The organism is Roseibium sediminis (genome assembly GCF_008711325.1).
GTDB classification, from domain to species: Bacteria; Pseudomonadota; Alphaproteobacteria; order Rhizobiales; family Stappiaceae; genus Roseibium; species Roseibium sediminis.
Map to the genome: position 1 here is coordinate 142,500 of NZ_VXDB01000011.1, position 22,656 is coordinate 165,155.

General features: G+C 56.8%; 21 protein-coding genes. 8 read left to right on the forward strand and 13 right to left on the reverse strand.

Translation table 11 applies throughout. The features are described 5' to 3' along the window. From ntrC to hflX, 7 genes are all read left to right on the forward strand, one after another. Positions 1-1,440, forward strand: a complete 1,440-nt coding sequence (gene ntrC, locus F0155_RS12960; RefSeq protein ID WP_150524942.1) for a nitrogen regulation protein NR(I) — start codon at positions 1-3, stop codon at positions 1,438-1,440. A 131-nt stretch (positions 1,441-1,571) separates the two neighbouring features. Continuing rightward, positions 1,572-3,812, forward strand: a complete 2,241-nt coding sequence (locus F0155_RS12965) for a sensor histidine kinase NtrY-like (protein ID WP_150524943.1) — start codon at positions 1,572-1,574, stop codon at positions 3,810-3,812. 14 nt (positions 3,813-3,826) lie between these two features. Continuing rightward, the gene (gene ntrX, locus F0155_RS12970; RefSeq protein ID WP_150524944.1) at positions 3,827-5,194 is read left to right on the forward strand and encodes a nitrogen assimilation response regulator NtrX; all 1,368 of its coding nucleotides are present in this window, start codon (positions 3,827-3,829) and stop codon (positions 5,192-5,194) included. A gap of 68 nt (positions 5,195-5,262) precedes the next feature. After that, entirely contained in the window at positions 5,263-6,639 is a 1,377-nt protein-coding gene (gene trkA, locus F0155_RS12975) for a Trk system potassium transporter TrkA (protein WP_150524945.1), read from the forward strand. Between the two features lie 58 nt (positions 6,640-6,697). Next, positions 6,698-7,561 carry a D-amino-acid transaminase gene (locus F0155_RS12980; RefSeq protein ID WP_150524946.1) on the forward strand — a complete coding sequence of 288 codons (864 nt, stop codon included), beginning with the start codon at positions 6,698-6,700 and terminating at the stop codon, positions 7,559-7,561. A gap of 221 nt (positions 7,562-7,782) precedes the next feature. Next, positions 7,783-8,040 (forward strand): RNA chaperone Hfq, encoded by a 258-nt coding sequence (gene hfq / locus F0155_RS12985; RefSeq protein WP_150524947.1) that lies wholly within the window; start codon positions 7,783-7,785, stop codon positions 8,038-8,040. Beyond that, positions 8,041-9,432, forward strand: coding sequence for a GTPase HflX (hflX, locus tag F0155_RS12990; RefSeq protein WP_150524948.1), 1,392 nt, complete (start codon positions 8,041-8,043; stop codon positions 9,430-9,432). Between the two features lie 104 nt (positions 9,433-9,536). Here the strand turns inward: hflX and F0155_RS12995 are convergent, their stop codons facing one another. Continuing rightward, complete coding sequence (locus F0155_RS12995) at positions 9,537-9,908, reverse strand: VOC family protein (protein WP_150524949.1); 372 nt, start codon at positions 9,906-9,908, stop codon at positions 9,537-9,539. Positions 9,909-9,993: 85 nt separating this feature from the next. On the opposite strand from F0155_RS12995, the gene F0155_RS13000 reads away from it, so the two are divergent. Beyond that, entirely contained in the window at positions 9,994-10,494 is a 501-nt protein-coding gene (locus F0155_RS13000) for a winged helix-turn-helix transcriptional regulator (RefSeq protein ID WP_208999259.1), read from the forward strand. A 62-nt stretch (positions 10,495-10,556) separates the two neighbouring features. Here the strand turns inward: F0155_RS13000 and mazG are convergent, their stop codons facing one another. The 12 genes from mazG to aptA form a co-directional block, all read right to left on the reverse strand. Continuing rightward, a complete protein-coding gene (mazG, locus tag F0155_RS13005; RefSeq protein WP_150524951.1) occupies positions 10,557-11,381 on the reverse strand; it encodes a nucleoside triphosphate pyrophosphohydrolase in 825 nt (274 codons plus the stop codon). 104 nt (positions 11,382-11,485) lie between these two features. Next, positions 11,486-12,034: a cupin domain-containing protein gene (locus F0155_RS13010; protein ID WP_150524952.1), complete on the reverse strand. Its 549-nt coding sequence runs from the start codon at positions 12,032-12,034 to the stop codon at positions 11,486-11,488. 105 nt (positions 12,035-12,139) lie between these two features. Next, positions 12,140-13,285 carry an ABC transporter permease gene (locus tag F0155_RS13015; protein WP_150524953.1) on the reverse strand — a complete coding sequence of 382 codons (1,146 nt, stop codon included), beginning with the start codon at positions 13,283-13,285 and terminating at the stop codon, positions 12,140-12,142. Then, positions 13,282-14,151: an ABC transporter permease gene (locus tag F0155_RS13020; protein ID WP_204934470.1), complete on the reverse strand. Its 870-nt coding sequence runs from the start codon at positions 14,149-14,151 to the stop codon at positions 13,282-13,284. Before F0155_RS13020 ends, F0155_RS13015 begins: the two co-directional genes overlap by 4 nt. 50 nt (positions 14,152-14,201) lie before the next feature. Then, the gene (locus tag F0155_RS13025) at positions 14,202-14,678 is read right to left on the reverse strand and encodes a GNAT family N-acetyltransferase (protein ID WP_244303512.1); all 477 of its coding nucleotides are present in this window, start codon (positions 14,676-14,678) and stop codon (positions 14,202-14,204) included. Beyond that, positions 14,668-15,450, reverse strand: coding sequence for an ABC transporter ATP-binding protein (locus F0155_RS13030; RefSeq protein ID WP_150524982.1), 783 nt, complete (start codon positions 15,448-15,450; stop codon positions 14,668-14,670). The genes F0155_RS13025 and F0155_RS13030 overlap by 11 nt, the downstream gene beginning before the upstream one ends. Before the next feature lie 87 nt (positions 15,451-15,537). Continuing rightward, entirely contained in the window at positions 15,538-17,109 is a 1,572-nt protein-coding gene (locus F0155_RS13035) for an adenylate/guanylate cyclase domain-containing protein (protein WP_150524955.1), read from the reverse strand. 131 nt (positions 17,110-17,240) lie between these two features. After that, positions 17,241-18,698, reverse strand: coding sequence for a dihydropyrimidinase (gene hydA, locus F0155_RS13040; RefSeq protein ID WP_150524956.1), 1,458 nt, complete (start codon positions 18,696-18,698; stop codon positions 17,241-17,243). A gap of 233 nt (positions 18,699-18,931) precedes the next feature. Further along, a complete protein-coding gene (locus F0155_RS13045) occupies positions 18,932-19,204 on the reverse strand; it encodes a GIY-YIG nuclease family protein (RefSeq protein ID WP_150524957.1) in 273 nt (90 codons plus the stop codon). Positions 19,205-19,376: 172 nt separating this feature from the next. Then, entirely contained in the window at positions 19,377-20,633 is a 1,257-nt protein-coding gene (locus tag F0155_RS13050; protein WP_150524958.1) for a Zn-dependent hydrolase, read from the reverse strand. A gap of 10 nt (positions 20,634-20,643) precedes the next feature. Then, positions 20,644-20,931 (reverse strand): cupin domain-containing protein, encoded by a 288-nt coding sequence (locus F0155_RS13055; protein ID WP_150524959.1) that lies wholly within the window; start codon positions 20,929-20,931, stop codon positions 20,644-20,646. A 17-nt stretch (positions 20,932-20,948) separates the two neighbouring features. After that, positions 20,949-22,274, reverse strand: a complete 1,326-nt coding sequence (aptA, locus tag F0155_RS13060) for an omega-aminotransferase AptA (RefSeq protein ID WP_150524960.1) — start codon at positions 22,272-22,274, stop codon at positions 20,949-20,951. Between the last annotated feature and the right edge of the window lie 382 nt (positions 22,275-22,656).

Sequence of the window (22,656 nt, forward strand, 5' to 3'; positions counted from 1 at the left end):
ATGCCATCTGGAACGATCCTCGTTGCCGATGATGACGCCGCCATCCGGACGGTCCTCAATCAGGCATTATCGCGAGCCGGGTATACGGTTCGGGTTACCTCGAACGCGTCGACATTGTGGAGATGGGTCAGTTCCGGCGAGGGTGATCTGGTGATCACCGACGTGGTCATGCCGGACGAAAACATCTTCGACGTGCTGCCCCGCATGAAGAAGGTCAGGCCCGAGCTGCCGATCCTTGTCATGAGTGCCCAGAACACTTTCATGACGGCCATCAAGGCCTCGGAAAAGGGGGCATATGACTATCTCCCCAAGCCGTTCGATTTGAAGGAGATGATCAGTATCGTCGGCCGCGCGCTGGAAGAGCCGAAAACCGCGCGGATAGCCGTGGTCGAGGATCTTGGCGAGCACATGCCGCTTGTAGGCCGGTCGCCGGCCATGCAGGAAATCTACCGCGTCCTTGCCCGTTTGATGCAAACCGACCTCACAGTCATGATCAACGGGGAATCTGGAACCGGCAAGGAATTGGTTGCCCGCGCGCTCCATGACTATGGTAAGCGCCGCAACGGACCATTTGTGGCAATCAACATGGCCGCCATTCCGAAGGACCTCATCGAGGCAGAACTGTTCGGCCACGAAAAGGGAGCCTTCACAGGCGCGCAACACCGTTCATCGGGCCGCTTTGAGCAGGCCGATGGTGGCACCCTGTTTCTCGATGAAATCGGCGACATGCCGATGGAAGCCCAAACCCGACTTCTTCGCGTCCTGCAACAGGGCGAATACACAACGGTCGGTGGGCGGACGCCCATCAAGACGGATGTGCGCATCGTCGCAGCGACCCACAAGGACTTGCGCCAGTCGATCAATCAGGGCCTCTTCCGCGAAGATCTCTATTTCCGACTGAATGTGGTTCCGATCCGCCTTCCTCCGCTGCGTGAGCGCGTGGAGGACATCCCGGATCTCGTGCGCCACTTTTTCTCCATGGCGGAAAAGGAGGGCCTGCCGCCCAAGCAGATTGATCAGGGAGCACTTCATTTGCTCCGTCGTTACCGATGGCCCGGAAACGTGCGTGAGCTGGAAAACCTGATCCGTCGTCTGGCTGCCCTTAATCCGCAGGATGTAATCGGTGAAGCCCTGATGGAGCAGGAGCTGAGCCAACCGATGGAAACGACGGTGGTGGTAGAGACTGGCGATGTGACCAATTTGAGCGCCGCTGTTGAGAAATATCTTGGCGGATACTTCGCCACCTACGGCGAAGCGCTGCCCCCACCGGGCCTCTATCATCGGATCCTGCGTGATGTGGAACACCCCTTGATCAGCGCTGCATTGACCGCAACACGGGGCAATCAGATCAAGGCTGCCGAGCTGCTCGGTGTAAACCGAAACACGCTGCGCAAGAAAATCCGCGATCTTGAAGTCGAAGTCATGAGGACAGGGAAATAGGGAGAGCACCCATCCCTGATGTCTCATCAACAAGCTTCGCCGGCGAAAAGTTGCCAATGTCGCAATTTCGCAACAATGTGTGGTAAGTCTGCCGCAGTTGCGGTTTAAGAGCCGCTTGGGCAGAGAGTGGAATGATTTTGGAATCGCCTCAGAGCGCAGTGTTCAAACAGGTATCCAGTGGCCGTGTCGCAAGGCGCTTTGGCCTTGCGATCATGATCCTGGCACTCGCCGCAATTGGCGTCACCTTTGCAATTCTCATGGGGTTGACCCCCATTGCCCCGACGCAGGATGTGATCTGGATGGCCATGGGCGTGAACGGCTTTTTGGCCCTTCTGCTCGTACTGTCCATCGGCTGGGAAATTGGCAAGCTTCTCACAGCCCGCCGGAAAGGTCGTGCGGCCGCGCGCCTCCATGTCCGTATCGTTGCATTGTTCAGTGTGGTCGCAGCCGTGCCAGCGATTCTCATGGCAATTCTGGCTGCAATAACACTGGATCGTGGGCTGGACCGGTGGTTCGAGGATAGAACCCGAAACATCATCGACAATGCCCTAGTGGTGGCGAAAGCCTACCTGAATGAACATGGCAGCGTGCTGCGGGCGGACCTCATCGCCATGGCCAATGATGTGGACAGATCACGCGCTGTCTATGACTTTGAACCCACTCGTTTTGACAGTTTCTTTCAGGCTCAGGCGCAGGTGAGGGGCATGCTTGGTGCCTTTATCATCAATTCCAAAGGTGAGGTCATTACGCGTGTCGTCGCTGACCCGCGAGCCCAGGTGATCGTGCCGCCGCGCTGGACAATCGCGCAGGCCAAGACCGGCGAACCAATCATGATCGCCCCCGGCAAGTCGAACCTGGTCGGCGGCGTCATGAAATTGGCCGCGTTTGATGATTTCTACCTCTATGGCGTGCGCATCATCGACCCGCGTGTGATCGAATACATGAACCTCGCCGAGGCTGGCGCATCTGAATACGCAGAATTGGAAACCAGCCGTTTTGGTGTTCAGGTCGCGTTTGCGCTTGTCTATCTCGGCGTTGCGCTGGTTCTGCTTCTTTCAGCGATCTGGATCGGTTTCGGGTTCGCAAACCGGCTGGTCGCGCCCATTCGAACACTGATTTCGGCCGCTGACGAGGTCTCCAAGGGCAATCTCGCGGTCAAGGTTGAAACGGCCAAGTCGAGCGGCGATCTCGCCAATCTGGGTGCCACCTTCAACAAGATGACCGGACAGCTGCTTGGTCAACGCGATGCGCTTCTGGCAGCCAATGAACAAATCGACCGCCGCCGGAGGTTCAACGAGGCCGTTCTGTCCGGTGTCTCTACCGGCGTGATCGGTATTGACGATGAAGGCTCGATCCGGCTCGTAAACCGGTCTGCCGAGCAGTTGTTAGATACCCGCGAAGTCACGATCCTGAACAAGTCCCTGCTTGAAGTGATGCCAGAACTTGCCGAGGTCATGGAGACTGTACTTGCAAGTGGCGAGACCCGGCCAAGAGAGACCCAGCTGGAAATCAAGCGGGGCGGGCGGCAGCGGACGGTGAATGTCCGTGTGACCAGCGAAAAATCGACCCGGCACGAGCATGGCCACGTTATCACCATCGATGACATTACGGATCTTGTCTCGGCACAGCGAAATTCGGCCTGGGCGGACGTGGCTCGCCGCATCGCGCACGAAATCAAGAACCCGTTGACGCCCATCCAGCTATCCGCAGAGCGCATCCGTCGCCGATATGGCAAGAAGATTGAGGACGAGGATCGCGGCGTTTTCGATCAATGCGTTGACACCATCATCCGACAGGTCGGTGACATTGGGCAAATGGTTGACGAGTTTTCGTCCTTTGCCCGTATGCGCAAGCCGAACAAGACAAGGGCCGATCTTCGCAATTCCGTTCGTGAAGCAGCTTTCATGCAGACCGTGGCGAACCCGGACATCACGATCACAACGCACTTGCCGGAGGATGGACTGGAGGCGGTCTTTGACAATCGTCTTCTCGGGCAAGCGCTGACCAATGTGATCAAAAACGCGACCGAAGCCGTGTCTGCCCGGGAAGGCGAGGAAAAGTCAGACGGCCAGATATCGGTCACGCTTTGGCGCCGCGATGACGGCATGGTCGTGATCGACGTCATAGACAACGGTATCGGCCTTCCGGACGAACACCGGCACCGGCTGCTTGAGCCCTACATGACCACACGCGAGAAAGGCACGGGTCTGGGGCTGGCCATTGTGCGAAAGATCATGGAAGATCACGGCGGCGGAATTGAGCTGCTGGACGCTCCCAGGAACGAACCAACAGATACCGGAACCCTTGTACGGCTGACGCTTGTCGCGGAGCCAGGCGAGGAACCGGAACCCAAAAAAGAATCTGAAAGTTGAGTAGCTGACAAGCCATGGCACATGACATTCTGGTCGTTGACGACGAGGCTGATATCCGCGAAATGATTGCTGGAATTCTGGACGACGAAGGGTTCGGAACCAGAACAGCCAGTGATTCAGACACCGCTATTGAGGCAATCAAGAGCCGACGCCCGTCACTCGTTGTTCTGGATATCTGGCTTCAGGGCAGCCGTCTGGACGGTTTGGCGCTTCTGGATGTTATCAAGGAAACAGACGCTGATCTGCCGGTGGTAATCATCTCGGGCCATGGCAACGTTGAAACAGCCGTCTCGGCGATCAAGCGCGGTGCCTATGACTACATCGAAAAGCCATTCAAGTCTGACCGCCTGATCCACATCACCGAACGTGCTCTGGAAGCCTCAAGCCTCAGACGGGAAATCCGGGATCTGAAGCAACGCAGTGTCGATACGTTCGACATAATCGGCAATTCCAGCGCAGCCCATCAGCTGCGCCAGACGATCCAGAAGATCGCCTCGACCAACAGTCGCATCCTGATCACCGGCCCATCGGGTGCGGGCAAGGAACTGAGCGCTCGGATGATCCACCAGCTCTCGCCCCGCGCCTCCAGCCCGTTTGTGGTTCTGAATGCGGCGACGATCACGCCAGACCGCATGGAAGAAGAGCTGTTCGGGGTCGAAGATGGGCAAGGTGCGCTGAAAAAGGTTGGTGCGCTGGAGGAAGCCCATGGCGGCACACTCTATCTCGATGAAATCGCCGACATGCCAGCCGAGACCCAGGGCAAGATCCTTCGGGTGCTCGTAGACCAGAGCTTCAGCCGCGTTGGCGGGTCGACAAAGGTGCAGGTGGATATCCGCATCTTGTCGTCCACATCCAGAAACCTAGAAAGCAACATAGCAGCGGGCACCTTCCGACAGGACCTCTACCATCGCTTGAGCGTGGTTCCGCTACGTGTTCCGGGACTTGCGGAAAGACGTGAAGATATTCCGGTTCTGGTCGATCATTTCATGGAGCAGATTTCAACCGCTTCAGGCATCCCTTTGCGGCCGATCGCCGATGATGCAATGGCAGTCCTTCAAACTCATGACTGGCCGGGCAATGTACGTCAGCTCCGCAACAACGTGGAACGTCTGTTGATCCTGTCCCGCGGCGAGCCCGACAGCATCATTACGGCAGATCTTCTACCAGCCGAAGTTGGGTCCACCATCCCGAACCTTCCAACCAATGGCGGCGGCGAACACCTGATGTCAGTGCCTCTTCGCGAGGCGCGGGAAATGTTCGAACGCGACTACCTGCAGGCCCAGATCAAACGGTTTGATGGAAACATTTCCCGCACGGCGGAGTTTGTGGGCATGGAACGGTCGGCCCTTCACCGCAAGCTGAAAACCCTTGGGCTGTCTTGACGTTGCCGGATGAAAGGGCCATCCATTGACAAAACTATCGCATCGGGCGAGCGCAAGGACATAACCTTATGAAAGTCGTGATTTGCGGGGCGGGCCAGGTTGGATACGGCATCGCAGAACGTCTGGCTGCAGAGGAAAATGACGTCTCCGTCATTGATTCTTCGCCGCGTCTCATTCAGGCCATTGGCGATCAGTTGGATGTCCGGGGCTTTGTTGGCCACGGCGCCCATCCGGACGTGCTGGCACAGGCCGGCGCGCAGGAAGCGGACATGATCGTTGCCGTGACCTTGTATGACGAGGTCAACATGGTCGCCTGTCAGGTCGCGCATTCGCTCTTCAACGTTCCGACCAAGGTCGCGCGTATTCGCGCCCAGAGCTACCTCCAAGGCCGCTGGCAGAACCTGTTTTCGCGCGAAAACCTTCCCATCGATGTGATCATTTCTCCCGAGATCGAAGTGGGCGAGATGGTTCTCCGCCGTCTGGCGCTCCCCGGTGCCGTCGAAACGGTCCGCTTTGCAGACGACCAGATCGTCGTTGTGGGCATCATGTGCGAGGAAGAGTGTCCCGTTGTCGATACGCCGCTGCGCCAGTTGACCGAGCTCTTTCCGGATCTTGGCGCGGTCGTTGTCGGCATCCATCGCAACAACAAGCTGTTTGTACCCAAGAGCACGGATTCGATCCTGGTCGGGGATCTGGCCTATGTGGTCGCCCGCCGCGATCAGGTCCGCCGTACCCTAGGCATCTTCGGTCATGAGGAGCCGGAGGCAAACCGCGTGGTGATTGCCGGTGGTGGCAATATCGGCCTCTACGTCGCGCGTGCCCTCGAAAAGCGTCAGAAGAACACAAAGATCAAGCTGATCGAGGCCTCCCGTGAAAGGGCCGTGTCTGTTGCGGACAAGCTAAAGCGTTCCGTCATCCTGCATGGTAGTGCTCTTGATCAAAAAATTCTCGAAGAAGCGGATGTCGGCGATGCTGACACGCTCGTTGCCCTGACCAACGAAGACGAAGTCAACATCCTGACTGCCGTGATGGCCAAGAAACTCGGCTGCCGCCGAAACCTATCTCTGCTGAACAACCCGAGCTATCCGGCCTTTGCCAATGCGCTAGGCATAGATGCCTTCATCAATCCGCGCGCGGTTACGATTTCGCGTATCCTGCAGCATGTGCGCCGCGGCCGTATCCGGGGTGTGCATTCGTTACAAAACGGCGCGGCTGAAGTGGTCGAAGCAGAAGCGCTGGATACTTCCCCGCTGGTCGGTCGTCCGCTGCGCGAGATTGATCTGCCGTCCGGCATCAGGGTCGGCGCGGTGTTCCGCGACGGCGAGGTACTGACGCCCAATGGCGGGCTCCAGATCCAGCCGCAGGACCGGATTGTCATCTTTGCGACGGCAAATCGGGTCCGCCAGGTGGAACAGATGTTCCGCGTCAGCCTGGATTTCTTCTGATATTCGAACCCAACGAACAACAATCCACGACGTGTGTCGTCATGACGGGAGTGAGTGAATGAGCAGAGTGGCCTATGTGAATGGTCAGTACGTTCCGCACAAGGACGCAGCCGTTCACATTGAAGATCGCGGATACCAGTTTGCAGACGGAGTCTATGAGGTTTGCGAGGTTCTCAATCGCCAGATCGTGGACATGCCGCGTCACCTTGAGCGCCTCGGCAGATCGCTGTCCGAATTGCGGATCGAATGGCCCTTGGCCCGCAAGGCTGTCGAGTATGTGCTGAAGGAAACCATTCGCCGGAACAAGGTGACCAACGGTCTGGTCTATATTCAGGTGACACGAGGCGTTGCCCGTCGTGACCATTTCTTCCCCTCAGCTGATGTTGCCCCGTCGATCGTCGTCACTGCCCGTAACACGAGCCGTGCAGCGGCAGACCTTCAGGCAGAGAAGGGCATCGCCGTGGTCACTTATCCGGAGAACCGCTGGCCGCGCGTCGATATCAAGACTGTCGCGCTGCTGCCAAACGTTCTAGCAAAACAGAATGCCAAGGAGAACGGTGGCAAGGAAGCCTGGTATGTGGATACCGACGGCAATATTACCGAAGGCGGCTCCACGAATGCGTGGATTGTGACAAGGGACGGCGTCCTCGTAACACGCCCGGCAGAATCAGGTATCTTGCGGGGAATCACTCGCGCAGTCGTGCTCGATCTCGTCGAAAGGGAAGGGATCAAGTTCGAGGAAAGGGCTTTTTCACTTGAGGAAGCTCTGGAAGCGCGAGAGGCATTTGTTACGGCAGCATCTACACTTGTGATGCCCGTAGTAAAAATAGATACTGCAATAATTGGCAATGGACACCCCGGCAGCATTGCTACCTCATTGCGTCAGCTTTTCCATACTGCTACTGATTTGCAGGTGGTTTGATCAACTGATGAGATGGTCACCGGATTATTATCCGGTTGACCAGCTTATAAATGGTCAAAATTGTCCATAACGACTGCGTCATCTATGGACAATTACGCATGATCCACTGAAAGTGGATGAGCTAGTGGGGAACAGGAAAGCGGCTTCCTCGACGGCGGCGAAAAAGATTGAAACACCGGGTGCCCGGCCGCACTCGGGGGGCAAATAGGATAAAAAAACAGATGGCTGAGCGCGCGCAAAACCTGCAAGACACCTTTCTCAATCACGTTCGCAAGCAAAAAACACCCCTCACGATTTTCCTGATCAACGGCGTAAAGCTGCAGGGAGTCGTTACCTGGTTCGACAATTTCTGTGTCCTTCTGCGACGCGACGGACACTCGCAATTGGTTTACAAGCACGCCATATCCACGATAATGCCAAATGGTCCGGTTCAGCTGTTTGAGCCGGAGAATGATGGCGCGGAAAAGGCGGGAAGCTGATTGAAACCGAAGTCTCGTGAAGACGACATATCGCAAGTAAGGGACGCAGATACACACCAGGCCGAAAAAGGCGGTATTGATCGGCGTCCCCAACCCTACAGAGCTTTGATCCTTGAACCTGTTCTGCCCGGTCGCCACGGTGCCGAGGACGGGGACTTGCGCGCAAATCGTACACCCGAAGCGCGTCTGGAAGAAGCCATCGGCCTCAGCGCAGCCATCAATCTCGATATTGCCGTGTCCGGGGTCATCAAGATCACGAACCCCAAGCCAGCGACCCTTTTCGGCGAAGGCAAGGTTGAGGAATTGGCCGGGATTGTTGCCGCTGAAGACGCCGATCTCGTTGTTGTTGACCATCCGCTGACGCCCATCCAGCAACGCAATCTGGAAAAACGCCTAAAATCCAAGGTGATCGATCGGACCGGTCTGATCCTCGAGATTTTCGGCGACCGTGCACGCACGAAAGAAGGTCGCCTTCAGGTCGATCTGGCCCATCTGACATGGCAAAAGAGCCGTCTCGTGCGGTCATGGACCCACCTGGAGCGCCAGCGCGGCGGTGTCGGTTTCATGGGTGGTCCGGGCGAAACCCAGATAGAGTCAGACAGACGCCAAATTCAGGATCGCATCAACGCCCTTCAGCGGCAGATCGAACAGGTCCGACGGACCCGCGACCTCCACCGCAAGAAACGCAAGAAAATCCCGCAGCCCGTTGTGGCTCTGGTGGGTTATACGAACGCCGGAAAGTCGACCCTGTTCAACCGGTTGACGGAAAGCGACGTCTTTGCAAAAGACCTCCTGTTCGCAACCCTTGATCCGACCTTGCGCAAAATCCGTCTGCCACATGGCCGCGAAGTGATCATGTCCGACACGGTGGGTTTCATTTCGGACCTGCCGACGCATCTGGTTGCGGCGTTCCGCGCCACCCTTGAAGAAGTGCTCGAAGCGGACCTGATCCTGCATGTTCGTGACATCAGCCATTCTGACACGGACGCCCAGGCGGCCGACGTCAAGAAGACGCTGGTTGATCTCGGCGTGGACGGCACGCATGCGGCGCCAATCGTCGAGGTGTGGAACAAGATTGATGCGCTTGATCCCGCCTATCGGGAAAAGCTGCTGGCTGAGTCGGGTCCGGAAGGTCCAGTCTCTCTTTCAGCCTTGACCGGGGAGGGCATCGAAAGCCTCTACTCCCGCATTGATGCGTTCATGGCTCAGCATGACGACATCTTCACCGTCAAGCTGCCAATAGCGGAAGGCGCATTGCTGGCACAGCTCTATCAGCTGACCGAAGTGCTTGATCGCGAAGATGGGGAAGAGTGGATTACCGCCGATGTCCGCGTATCGGATAAACAACGCGGCCCGTTCCGGCAAACGTTCTCGACGTTTCTTTCCGAATAGAAGGCTGTTTGAGCTCTTCAGATAAAACTGGCTGCAGAAAATAAATGCGGCAGAAGAAATTCACGTTCTTCTGCCGCACCGAACCAGCAATCTTTGGATATCGGTTATCTCGTCAGATCCTGCGCCAGCATGAGGGCATTGCGGTCGGGGTCATAGAATGTTGCAAGGCTCACCATGCCTTCAACGGTAACTGTATCGCCATCGAACGCGACGCCGGCAGTTTCCAGCGCGGTTCGCGCAACAGATATGTCAGCCACTCCAAAGACAGGCACAGAATTTCCCGGATTTGGTTCGGATTGTTCCCCCAGACCAAGAGTGACACCGGGCGTCTTGGTCCGAAGTTCGGTCCATCCCGCTTCGTCGATGTGATGCAGCAATTCGAATCCGAGCTTTTCTTCATACCACGCCGCGCTTGCATGCCGATCACGCACTGAAATTGCCAAAGTAATCGTGTCGTCCAACTGAACCAGAGCCATCTCTCTTCCCTTCGATTAAAAAATAAAGTAACTATACTTTATGGACATAAAGACGCTTGTCAAGCTCACTTCCAGAGCCTGGTCGTTGAACATATTGTCGTTGATGCATGACGGAACGCCCGGTCGGCAGGCCAGTCTTCTTGCCGCCACGGCCGCAAGCAGGACTGCGTTCGCCGCCAGCTTGGAGAACCTCGTCAGTCTCGGTTTCATTGAAAGGAACCCGGACCACGGACACCCTCTGCGCCCGGAGTTTCGCCTGACGGATCAGGGCAAAATTGCTGCCCAAGTCGCTAAGAGGATTGTATCTTTGGTGCCGAGTGACGAGGAATTCACATTGCTGCGTCGCAGCTGGACGGTGCCGGTCCTTGCCTTGATAGAGGAACCGCAAAGGTTCTCCCATCTGAGAACGAGCCTGATTTCAATAACGGATCGAGCCTTGTCCGGAACCTTGCAACAGCTGGAAGAGCGCCAGTGGGTTGATCGACACTTGGTCACCTCGGTCCGGACACCTTATCCGATATATGGTGCCATCAATCGCGGTCAGGAAATCACGCGCGCCATCAACTTGGCGTCGGGGCCGAGCTAAACAATTAGGGCACCAGCGCCGCGCGCTTGCAGGCGGGTCAAACTAGGCGACCGCGCTTGCCGCTATTTCTTCTTTGCTGCCTGCCATGCCGCTTCCATCTCGTCGAGCGTCATCGCTTCGAGTGTGGTTCCGGTCTTGTTGGCATGGTCCTCAATGGCGGCAAAGCGCGTGCGGAATTTGCGATTGGTCTTGCGCAACGCTTCTTCGGGATCGATTTCCAGATGCCGCGCGAGGTTGGCGAGGGCAAACAGCGTATCGCCCAGTTCGTCTTCGATGCGAGCCTTGTCCGGCTCTGTTGCGGACAGCTCTTCTTCCAGCTCATCCGCTTCCTCACGGATTTTTGCCAGAACCAGACGCGCGTCGTTCCAGTCAAATCCGACCATTGAGGCCTTGCGCTGCAGCTTGTCGGCTTCCTGCAGGGCAGGGAAGGCGGAAGGAACTTCGTCGAGAAAGCCTTTGTTTGTTTCTGTTTGAAGCCCAATCGCTTCGCGGCGGGCACGACGTTCCGCCTTTTCCTCCGCCTTGATCTTCTCCCACATGCCCTTGGCCATGCCGGATGACCGCGCGTCCTCATCGCCAAAGACGTGCGGATGGCGGCGGATCATCTTTTTGGTAATGCCGTCAACTACATCGCCGAAATCGAACGACTTTTCCTCTTCTGCCATGCGGGAGTGATAGACAACCTGTAACAACAGATCACCCAGTTCCTCACGCAAGTCATCCATGTCGCCCTTGTGGATGGCATCGGCGACTTCGTAGGCCTCTTCCAGCGTGTAAGGAATGATGGAGGCAAAATCCTGTTCAAGATCCCAGGGGCAGCCGGTCACCGGCGTCCGCAGCGCTGCCATGATTTCAACTAGGCGGGTGACATCACGGCTTGGCTTCATCAATGAGGGATCCTTGGCGCAAGATATAAATCTGGCGACTTACTAGCGTATGTCCTGGCAATTGACCATGGCGAGCGTGAACCAGCCCGCCATGCAGAGGTGAATTACTGGATCGCAGGGCGGGTTTCGCCGGGAGCCTGTTCCAGAACAGTTGGAAGCTTGCCATCCCCGGTCATGAAGACATTCAGGATACGCGCCGGGGTCTCGCCGGTATTGTGGCCCTGATGGGTCATGTCGAGCGCTTCCATCAAACCATCTCCTTCACGGTAGAGCTTCTTGCCCAGACCGTCATAGGAAACAGTCACTTCGCCTTCCAGAACGTAGGAGAAAAGCGGTGCATGGTGCTTGTGCCAAGCCGTCTTCTCGCCGGGCGCCAATGTCACGATTATGGATTTGACCGCGATATTGTCTTTCGGGAACTGAAATTTTTCCCCTGCAACGGTCGTGTCGCCGGAAAAGACTTCTTCCATGCGCTCATAGGGCGTGATTGCGGCGCGAAGCGCTTCTTCCGCCGCCTTCGAACCCGGCTTGGCATGGGGCGACAAGGGCGCCGGCTTATGTTCGGGCGTCAGGGACTTGTCGGCAGCCAAGGCAGGTACGGCCACGAGACCCGCCACTGCAGCCGCAAGGACAGTATGGATTAGCTTTGCCATGGAAAGACCCCTGATTTTTGATCGTTCTGTCACGGACACTCTAACGGAGACTTGGCGAAACCATGGCATCAAATTGAATGTGATGGGGAAATTACCTGTGCGGTATCACCTGCGCATCGATGGATGCCAGAATGTGACAGCGCGCTCGATCATCGCAACAAGCCCGTAGAACAGCGACCCCGCCAGCGCAGCAACAGCAATTTCCGCCCAGACCATGTCCACATTCATGCGGCCAACTTCAGTGGAAATCCGGAAGCCCATGCCGACAATCGGTGTTCCGAAGAATTCGGCAACGATGGCACCAATCAGGGCAAGCGTAGAATTGATCTTCAGCGCGTTGAAAATGAATGGCATGGCCATCGGCAGGCGGAGCTTGAACAAGGTCTGCCAGTAGCTGGACGCATAGGTGCGCATCAGGTCGCGCTGCATGGCATCGGAGGCAGCCAACCCGGAAACCGTGTTCACCAGCATCGGGAAGAACGTCATGATGATGACGACAGCCGCCTTGGACGGCCAGTCGAAGCCGAACCACATGACCATGATCGGGGCAACGCCGATGATCGGCAGGGCGGAGACAAAGTTGCCGATGGGCAGCAGGCCGCGGCGAAGAAACGGCGAACGGTCAACCAGAATGGCCGTGATGAACGCGGAGCCACATCCGACCGCATAGCCAATCAGCACAGCCTTCACGAAGGTTTGCTGAAAGTCGGCCCAGAGTGTCGGAACCGAGCCCACAAGCCGCACCCAGATCTCGGATGGGGCAGGAAGCAGCACTTTCGGAACGCCCGCCCCGGTGACAATCAGTTCCCAAAGCAGCAGCAGCGTTGCCCCAAACAAGAGCGGGATGAGAAGATTGACGACCCTGGCTGCGGACGGATCACTCAACCGCCACGCAGCAAGCCGGTCAACAAAAAGCCAGAAGGAGAACCAGAGGGCACAGACAAGAGCCCAGAACCCGAAAGCGGCGTCACCGGCAAATTGATGAGCCGCGCGTATCAAGAACCACCCGGACACCGCACAAACGACACCAAGCGCAATATCACCAGCCCGGTTATGTGCAAAACCGAGGGAGTAGCGAACGCCAAGGATGGCCAGAAAGCCGAAGGGTATGCCAAGGTTGGGGGTGTTGAAGACATATCGATCGCCTGCGAACGCCATTGTTGCGAGCGACAGACCAACACAAACAATGACAAGACCGGCGAGGATCGCCGCAGTGTCGAAGCGGGAGCGGGATGCGGTCATGGAACTCATCTATCCATCCCCATATACTTAAGCGTCTGTTTTTCAATCACGCCAATCAACGCAACCAGCGCTCCGGCCAGAAGGGCAGCCATGAGCAGCGCCGACCAGATCTGGACCGTCTGACCATAATAGGACCCTGCCAGCAGGCGGGCTCCAAGACCGGCAACAGCGCCCGTTGGAAGTTCACCCACAATTGCTCCGACAAGGGATGCAGCCATGCCGATCTTCATCGAGGTGAAGAGATAGGGAACGGCGTAGGGCAGGCGCAGTTTCCAAAAGGCCTGCCAGCGCGTTGCAGAATAGGTGTGCATCAGGTCCATGTGGATCACCTCCGGCGACCGCAACCCCTTCACCATGCCTACCGTTACCGGGAAGAACGAAAGATAGGTGGAGATCATCGCCTTGGGCAGCAGGCCGGATATGCCGACTGCGTTCAAGACAACGATGATCATCGGCGCAATCGCAAGGATTGGAATGGTTTGCGAAGAAATCACCCAGGGCATCATCGACTTGTCGAGAACACGGCTATGCACGATCCCGACCGCCAAAAGGATACCAAGTGTGGTCCCGATCAGAAAACCCAGCAGAGTGGAGGAGAGGGTGATCCCGGTGTGATAGACTAGCGACCGTTTGGACGTGATCTTCTTGTTCACCGTCGTGTCCCACATCTCCGCGATCACCTGATGGGGAGCCGGGAGGACCGGGCGCTCCTGCGCCAGCGTATCCGTTACCAACTGGCTGAACGGCACATCAACCTGATTGGCCCGCTCATAGATTTCAATCTGGAACTTGGCATTGAGCGAGACCGCCGCGATGTACCAGATCGCAAGGATCGCAAGCACCACAACAATCACGGGGCCCGTGGTGCCGGCCATGAGACCCGCGAAGGGATTTGCTGTGCGAGACGCAGGGAGGGCGATATCAGTCATACAGCGACCTCCGGTTTAGCCCAGCAAAACAAGATGTCTGGCAGTCCCTCTTCATTTTCACCAGTGGTGCGCCGCACCTCGACAAAACCTTCCCGCCGATAAAAGGCCGGAGCCTTTGTATTCGCTTCAAACGCCCAAAGTGAGAGCTTTGCGGAGCCGTTCAGTTTGACGTGATCAAGAAGCATCTTGCCGAAACCGCGTCCTCGAGCATCGCGATGGAGGTAAAGTGCTGTTACAAAATCATCTGTTGCAGAGAGAAATCCAAAATTGGAGCCTTCTACATCTACCACCCAAACCTGTTGCTGTTTGAATACGATGTCCTCGTAGTAGCCTGTAACATCCGTGCGGCTGTGAACACGAGGCATCCAAGGCGTTTCGTCCACCCAGTCGTTGAATATATCTGCACACACTGCCATGTCGCCAAAACTGGCCTCACGAACCGCAGGCATGCCTTGCACGACCTCAATCCTCATAACTATGCCCCGCTTTCAACCCTTCGCGGACGCGGTGGGCGATTTTGAGGAACTCCGGAGTTTCGCGGACATCAAGAGACCGGTCGCGCGGCAGATTGCTTTCAATGACGTCGTAGATCCGCCCGGGGCGCGGGCAGAGCACCACGATCTTTGTGGAGAGGAACACCGCTTCCGGGATCGAATGCGTGACAAAGACAACGGTCTTGTTGGTCTTTGCCCAAAGCTGCAGAAGTTGTTCGTTGAGATGGTCGCGCACGATTTCATCGAGAGCGCCAAAGGGTTCGTCCATCAAAAGGAGGTCGGGTTCCACCGCGAGGGCGCGGGCAATGGAGGCTCGTTGCTGCATGCCTCCGGACAGTTGCCACGGATATTTCTTTTCAAAACCGCCAAGATTGACCAGTTCCAGATTGCGTGAAATCCGGGCCTCTTGCTCCTCACGCGAGAGACCCATGATTTCTAGCGGCAGGGCCACGTTCTTTGCAATGGTCCGCCACGGGTAAAGGGCAGCAGCCTGAAACACATAGCCATAGGACCGGTTGAGCCGCGCCTCGTGCGGCGACACATCGTTGACCGTGATTGAGCCGTCTGTGGGTTGTTCCAGATCGGCGATCACACGCAGCAGCGTGGTCTTCCCACAGCCGGACGGGCCGATGAAGGAAACGAAGTCTCCCTGATTGATCGTCAGGTCGATATTGGAAAGCGCATGGACCGGACCATCATTTGTCTGGAAGGTCAGCGAGAGCTTTTTGGCCTCAACCACGGTTCTTGTCATGTTCGTCCTGCCGTCCTCATCGCGTGGATGAAGTCTTTCCATTGTTTCAGCCATTTCTGCCTGCAAGGTTCAGTCTCCATCTTCCGGTCATAGCTTGAGCAACCGGGCTTTTGCCCGATCAAGTGCCTTGAGCAATTGCTCTCGATTTTCGTCTGTTATCGCGTGTGGATCGATGTAGATACGTGCGCCATCAACGCGCTCATCGATCGTTTCGAGCCCGGATTGCGAGATTTCCAGATCGGTTACACGATACGGGATGACATCGCGTCCAATGCCTTTCAGGCGAATTGGTTCCAGAGGCTCGGCCTTCACCAGATCTGCCACATGAACATAGGTTTCATAGCTCATGACGATGCCGCCGGGTTCCGCAATGGATTCCAGCCGCGCAGCCAGATTGGCTTCCGCACCGATGATTGTGTAATCCATGCGTTCGTTGCTGCCGAAGTTCCCAACGTTGCAATAGCCGGTATTGATGCCAATCCTGGCCTTGAAGGGTTCCTCGATGCCTTTCGCGCGCCAGATGACATAGAGTTCGGCGAGGCGCTTTTGCATCTCGATAGCCATCTGGACACAGGCCCGTGCGTCTTCCTTCGGCCCGCGCGTTTCCGGATCGCCGAAAAAGGCAAGGATCGCGTCGCCAATGAACTTGTCCAGCGTCGCCCCGTGCTTGGCGGCAATCGCGGACATTTCGGTGAAGTAGTCGTTGAGCAGTTCGGTCAACTCTTCCGGCTGCAACCGTTCGGATGTGATCGTAAAGTCCTTTATATCGGAAAAGAAGATGGTGAGCTTCTTGCGCTCGGTCGTCAGCGTCGTGTCGCGCTCGCCACTGAAGATCGACTTATAGACCTGTGGTGACAGGTACTTTGAGATCTTGAGAGACACAGTCGCCAAGAAGGAATTCGTTTCCTCCAGTTCCCGGTTCAACCGCGAATAGCTGGCAGCCTGATAGGTCTGCATGACGGCAAAAGAGACACCGAAAATCCCTGCGCCGACAAAATAGGCGAGCAGGTATTTGAAGGAGGCCAGATTGGTGACAATGGCCTGCTCAATCTCTATCGCCTGTATGCCGCGGACATCACCAACCTTCCAGTCCTTCTTGGGGCTCAAGGGGCTGGAATTGTGACACTCCACACAGGCAGCCCCCATGACGACCGGACCCGCCAGACGAATGCGGCGGTCGAAAAGGCTGCCGTCAATCCGGGTGACGATCTCGTGCCCCTGTTGGCTGGCCGCCTTTTCAGTCCGAAATGTCGCAAGCGCGTAACGCTCGAAATCGTCGAGCTTGTGCGGCTCGCGCCCTTCAAAGGGATAGTCGGAGACAAATCGATAGCGCACATTGCGCCCGTGCTCGCCGACGACTTCTCCCAGTTCAAGAGACAAGGTTGCAGGAATGGGAATGGCACCGGGTACGATGGCATAGTCAGCCGCCGCAACACTATCTCCCGCATGGGCCTGCACACGGGAAACGACATTGTTCGCGTAGTAGGCGCGAATGTCGGTGATCATTTCGTTGAGGGTCTCGGCCTGCCGCTCCAGCGCGACATCCGAAATATGTCGCAGGTCGAGCCAAACGGCGACGGGGAGCAACAACAGCGCAACCGCGACCGCCAATCCAAACAGGGCAGGACGCCTGTTGAACAGCTGATATGCGGCATCCATGCCCCTTTTGAGTGTGTTCCCCACGCCCTTTGTAACCTTTCCCTTGCGACGACCTTAATGGCCGTTCGCCGCCCCCCAAGGTTTCCCGTCGCCGGTCGATTGGCGACGGGTCTTTCATTCGGCCATTGCGATCAAACTCCGCTGACCGGAATACCGGAGCGCTCCACCTTGCGCGGCGCTGTCAGCTCTTTCCAGGTCGACAAGGCCTTGTTGACCGCCTGAAACGGCTCGCGCTTGACAAACTTGCCGTGACCTTGCTGCGGCACAACCTTGCCGTCGTCCACTGCCACTCGTCCGCGCGAAAGGGTGTATCTCGGAAGTCCCTTGACCTTCTTTCCTTCGAACACGTTGTAATCAATAGCTGATTCCTGCGAGGCTGCAGAAATCGTCTTCTCCTTGTTTGGATCCCAAACCACAAGATCCGCGTCCGCTCCAACCAGAACGGCACCTTTCTTCGGGTAGACATTCAGGATCTTGGCAATGTTGGTGGAGGTCACAGCCACAAATTCGCTCGGCGTAAGCCGTCCGGTATTGACGCCATAGGTCCAGAGCATCGGCATGCGATCTTCCAGCCCTCCGGTGCCATTCGGGATCTTCGTGAAGTCACCCACGCCGGTGCGCTTCTGGTCGGTGGTAAAAGCGCAGTGGTCGGTCGCGACAACCTGCAGGGAACCCGACGCGAGACCTGCCCACAAGCTATCCTGATGCTTCTTGTCCCGGAACGGCGGCGACATGACACGCCGTGCCGCGTGATCCCAGTCGGCGTGCTTGTATTCGCTGTCATCCAGAGTGAGATGCTGGATCAGCGGCTCGCCATAGGCACGAATGCCGTTCTGGCGCGCACGGCGGATCGCTTCATGCGCCTGTTCGGACGAGGTGTGAACGATATAGACCGGCACTCCAGCCATGTCGGCAATCATGATCGCGCGGTTGGTGGCTTCGCCTTCCACTTCCGGCGGACGGGAATAGGCATGGGCCTCCGGGCCGTTGTTGCCTTCGGCCAGAAGCTTGGCCTGAAGAGAGGCAACCACATCGCCGTTTTCTGCATGAACCAGGGGGAGGGCACCCAGTTCTGCGCAACGCTGGAAGGAGGCAAACATTTCATCGTCATTCACCATCAAGGCGCCCTTGTAGGCCATGAAGTGCTTGAAGGTGTTGATGCCGCGCTCGCGAACCACGGTCTCCATTTCGTTGAAGACCTTTTCGCCCCACCAGGTGATCGCCATGTGGAAGGAATAATCGCAGTGGGCCATGGAGGACTTGTTGTCCCACATTTGCAGTGCTTCCAGCAGCGACTGGTCTGGAGAGGGCAGGGCAAAGTCGACAACCATGGTGGTTCCACCGGCAAGCGCCGCCCGTGTTCCACTGTCGAAATTGTCGGAGGAATAGGTGCCCATGAAGGGCATTTCCAGATGCGTATGCGGATCGATGCCACCCGGCATGATGTAGCAACCCGACGCATCCAGCGTGGTGTCTCCGGAAAGGTTCGGACCGATCTCGGTGATCGTCCCGTTCTCGATCCTCACATCGGCTTCGTAGCTGAGATCGGCGGTAACAACCGTCCCGCCCTTGATCACTGTACTTGGCATTTCACTCCTCCCACTCAGATTTCCAGATCGCGGAGATGAACCGCAAAAACAACACCATTTCCGGGCTCTCCGATCCCGGGTCTCATTTCATTCGCCCGGGATGACGATGGAGAGTTTGTTGGCTTGTTTGACTCCTTTCAGAGTAACTCAAACTTTCAATAGTCATCCCGGACAAACGCAGTGCAGATCCGGGATCGGAGAGCCCGATCGCCCATCGTTCAACCATTCAGCTCCTAGTACAAATCTCTCCATTTTGGGTTCATTCTTTCGATCAGCTCAAACTTCCATTCTCTCCGCCACCGTTTAATCTGCTTTTCGCGTTTAATGGCTTCAATCATTTCGGCGCATTCTTCGTACCAAACCAATCGCTTCAGTCCGTAGATATTCGTGAAGCCTTCAAGCAAACCTTCTCGGTGTTCGTATATCCGCCGTTCCAGGTTGCTGGTAACTCCCGTGTAGAGTGTTTCATATGGTTTTGACGCCATGATGTAGACCCACGCGGGCAACGGTTCTTTGTCCTTCTCTAGCTCCGAGGCTCCCCGATCCCGGATCTCGTTTTACTCGTCCGGGATGACGATTGAGAGTTTGGCAGCATTCATAACCCTCAAGCGGCGTTCATCTATCTTTTGTCATCCGGACAAACGAAGTGCAGATCCGGGATCGGTGAGCCCGTTAGTTTCACTCTACGATCTGGGCTGTTTCGACGACAGCATGGAAGAGCACGTCGGTGCCAGCCTTTGCCCAATCCTTGGAGATCTCTTCCGCCTCGTTGTGGGAGAGGCCATCGACACAAGGGCACATGATCATCGAGGTGGGGGCAACGCGGTTGATCCAGCACGCGTCATGGCCAGCTCCGGAGATGATGTCGCGGTGTGAATAGCCCAAGCGCTCGGCAGCGTTGCGCACAGCCTTCACGCAGGTCTCATCGAAGGTGACAGGATCAAAATGGCCGGCGATATCAATGGAGATCGTCAGGCCAAGTTCCTCGGCAACAGCGGGTGCGCGTTGCTCGAATTCCGCCTTCATTCCATCCAGAACATCCTGATTGGGAGAGCGGAAGTCGATGGTGAAAACGACCTTGCCGGGAATGACGTTTCGCGAGTTCGGATAAAAGTCGCAATGGCCGATCGCACCGACCGCAGCCGGCTGATGTTTCATGGCAATCTCGTGGACCAGTTCCGCCATCCGCGCCATGCCGAGCCCCGCGTTGCGGCGCATGGGCATGGGTGTCGAGCCGGTGTGGCTGTCCTTGCCGGTGACAGTCACTTCAAGCCACCACAGGCCCTGACCATGGGTGACGACGCCGATATCCTTGCCCTCGGCCTCCAGGATCGGGCCTTGCTCGATATGAAGTTCGAACATGGCGTGGATCTTGTCCTTGCGGGCGCCAACCGGTTCATCGCCGACCCAGCCGATCCGTTTCAGCTCATCACCGAACTTGAGGCCCTTGGCGTCAACCCGGTCATATGCCCAGTCCTGTTCGTGCATGCCCGCAAACACGCCGGAAGCAAGCATGGCCGGGGCAAAGCGCGTGCCTTCCTCGTTGGTCCAGTTGGTCACAACTATGGGGTGTTTGGTCTTGATGCCGAGGTCGTTCATGGTCCGCACGACTTCCAGACCACCAAGAACGCCAAGGACGCCATCATACTTGCCGCCGGTCGGCTGGGTGTCGAGGTGGGATCCGACATAGACGGGAAGGGCATCGGGATCCTTTCCCGCTCGCGTCATGAACATGTTGCCCATGGTGTCGACCGCCATGGTCATGCCAGCATCCTCGCACCATTTCTGGAACAGTTTGCGACCTTCGCCGTCTTCATCCGTCACGGTCTGGCGGTTGTTGCCGCCCGCAACGCCCGGCCCGATCTTCGCCATCTCCATGAGGCTGTCCCACAAGCGATCAGCGTTGATGCGTAGATTTTCCCCCTGAGCGGCCATGAAGATCTCCCTATTTCAATTCTGTTTCGACGAAGGACATAACAGCCGCTCCGCCATTGATGACGTTGTGATGGACACCCTCATGACGCCGGTAGACGGTTCCCGCCGGAACAAACACCTCGCGTGTTTCGCCTCCGGGTTCCTCCAGAACCATCGTGCAGTCGGTCAGGGTCGTGATGACATAATCGAGGCCATGGGTATGCCACCCGGTCTCGTCGCCGGGTTCAAAGTCAAAGCGTGTGACCCGGACACGTTCGTCATCTATCAGAATTTCAGATGATGCCTGTTTCCGGGTCATTGCGCTGTTTCCTTGCCTCAGTCGATGCTGTTGAGAACAGTCCGAAGCTTGTCGAAGAGTTCGTCGATCTGCTCCTTGCTGATGATCAGCGGCGGAGACAGAGCGATGATGTCACCGGTGGTCCGGATCAGAAGGCCGTCGTCATAAGCCTTCAGGAACGCAGAAAAGGCGCGTTTGGTCGGCTCTCCGGCTATGCCCTCAAGCTCAATGGCACCGATAAGTCCGAGATTGCGAATGTCGATGACATGCGGGCAGTCTTTCAGGGCATGAAGACCGTCTTCCCAGTATTGGGCAAGATCAGCGGCGCGTGTCAGCAGACCTTCCTCGTCATAGGTGTCCAAGGTCGCCAGGGCAGCCGCACACGCAATCGGATGCGCGGAATAGGTATAGCCGTGGAACAGCTCGATCATGTGATCCGGGCCAGTCATGAAAGCATCATAGATCGCCTTGGTGCAGAACACGGCGCCCATCGGGATCACGCCACTGGTCAACCCCTTGGCTGTGGTTACGAGATCAGGTGTCACCCCGAAATAATCGGTGGCGAACGGTGACCCCAGACGGCCGAAGCCGGTGATCACTTCATCGAAAATCAGGAGGATGCCGTGCTGGTCGCAAATGGCACGAAGGCGCTCCAGATACTTCTTCGGCGGCAGAATGACACCCGTCGACCCGGCAACCGGTTCCACGATTACTGCTGCAATTGTGGAAGGATCATGCAGCTGGATGATGCGGATCAGATCTTCGGCATATTCAGCGCCATGTTCTGGCATTCCACGGGAGAAAGCGTTGCGCGACGGATCATGGGTGTGACGCATGTGGTCCACGCCAGTGAGCATCGTTCCGAAGGTTTTGCGGTTGTTGACGATCCCGCCAACGGAAATGCCGCCAAATCCGACGCCATGATAGCCGCGCTCACGACCAATTAAACGGGTGCGCGTGCCCTGACCAATCGCTCTCTGATAGGCGAGTGCAATCTTGAGCGCCGTGTCGACACTTTCAGAGCCAGAGTTCGTGAAGAACACGTGGTCCAGCGGTGAGGGAAGTAGGGCAGCAAGACGTGCCGCCAGTTCAAACGCCTTGGGATGCCCCATCTGGAAGGCCGGCGCGTAATCGAGTTCGGCGACCTGCTTTTGCACGGCTTCAACGATGCGCGGGCGGCTGTGGCCAGCGTTGCAGCACCACAGGCCAGCAGTTCCATCCAGAACCTGACGGCCATCAGCAGTCGTGTAATGCATGTCCTTGGCGCCCACGAACATGCGCGGAGCCTGTTTGAATTGCCGGTTTGCCGTAAAAGGCATCCAGAATGCGTCGAGATTGTTTGTGGTTGATGCCGAAATCGACATGCGTCCTCCCTTGCAGCCCAGCACATTCGAGGCTGCCATTTCCAACGATCATGTTCGGGGGCCATCCCAATATCGGGCTAGCGGCCTCGGTTTCCCGAACGGTTCCCACTGTTACATTGTCGGGGCATTTTTATGAGTCCCTTTCGACAATGAATTGCTCTCTGGATCGAGCTTTTCTGGTGAAAGCTCTTTGGCCATTTCGGCTTCTCGTCGGTCAGTCTCTGCGGCATGCGCTATTGGGGTATTTAAAAGCTCACGCAGCGAAATCTGACCAATTGGTCAAAAAGAGGTTAGGAAGACTCTTGAACTCGGTCAAGCCAGAAAATTTCAAAGAGGAATCGCGGTCCGCGATCGTCGGTTTCCGCAGTTCCAAAGGATTCAG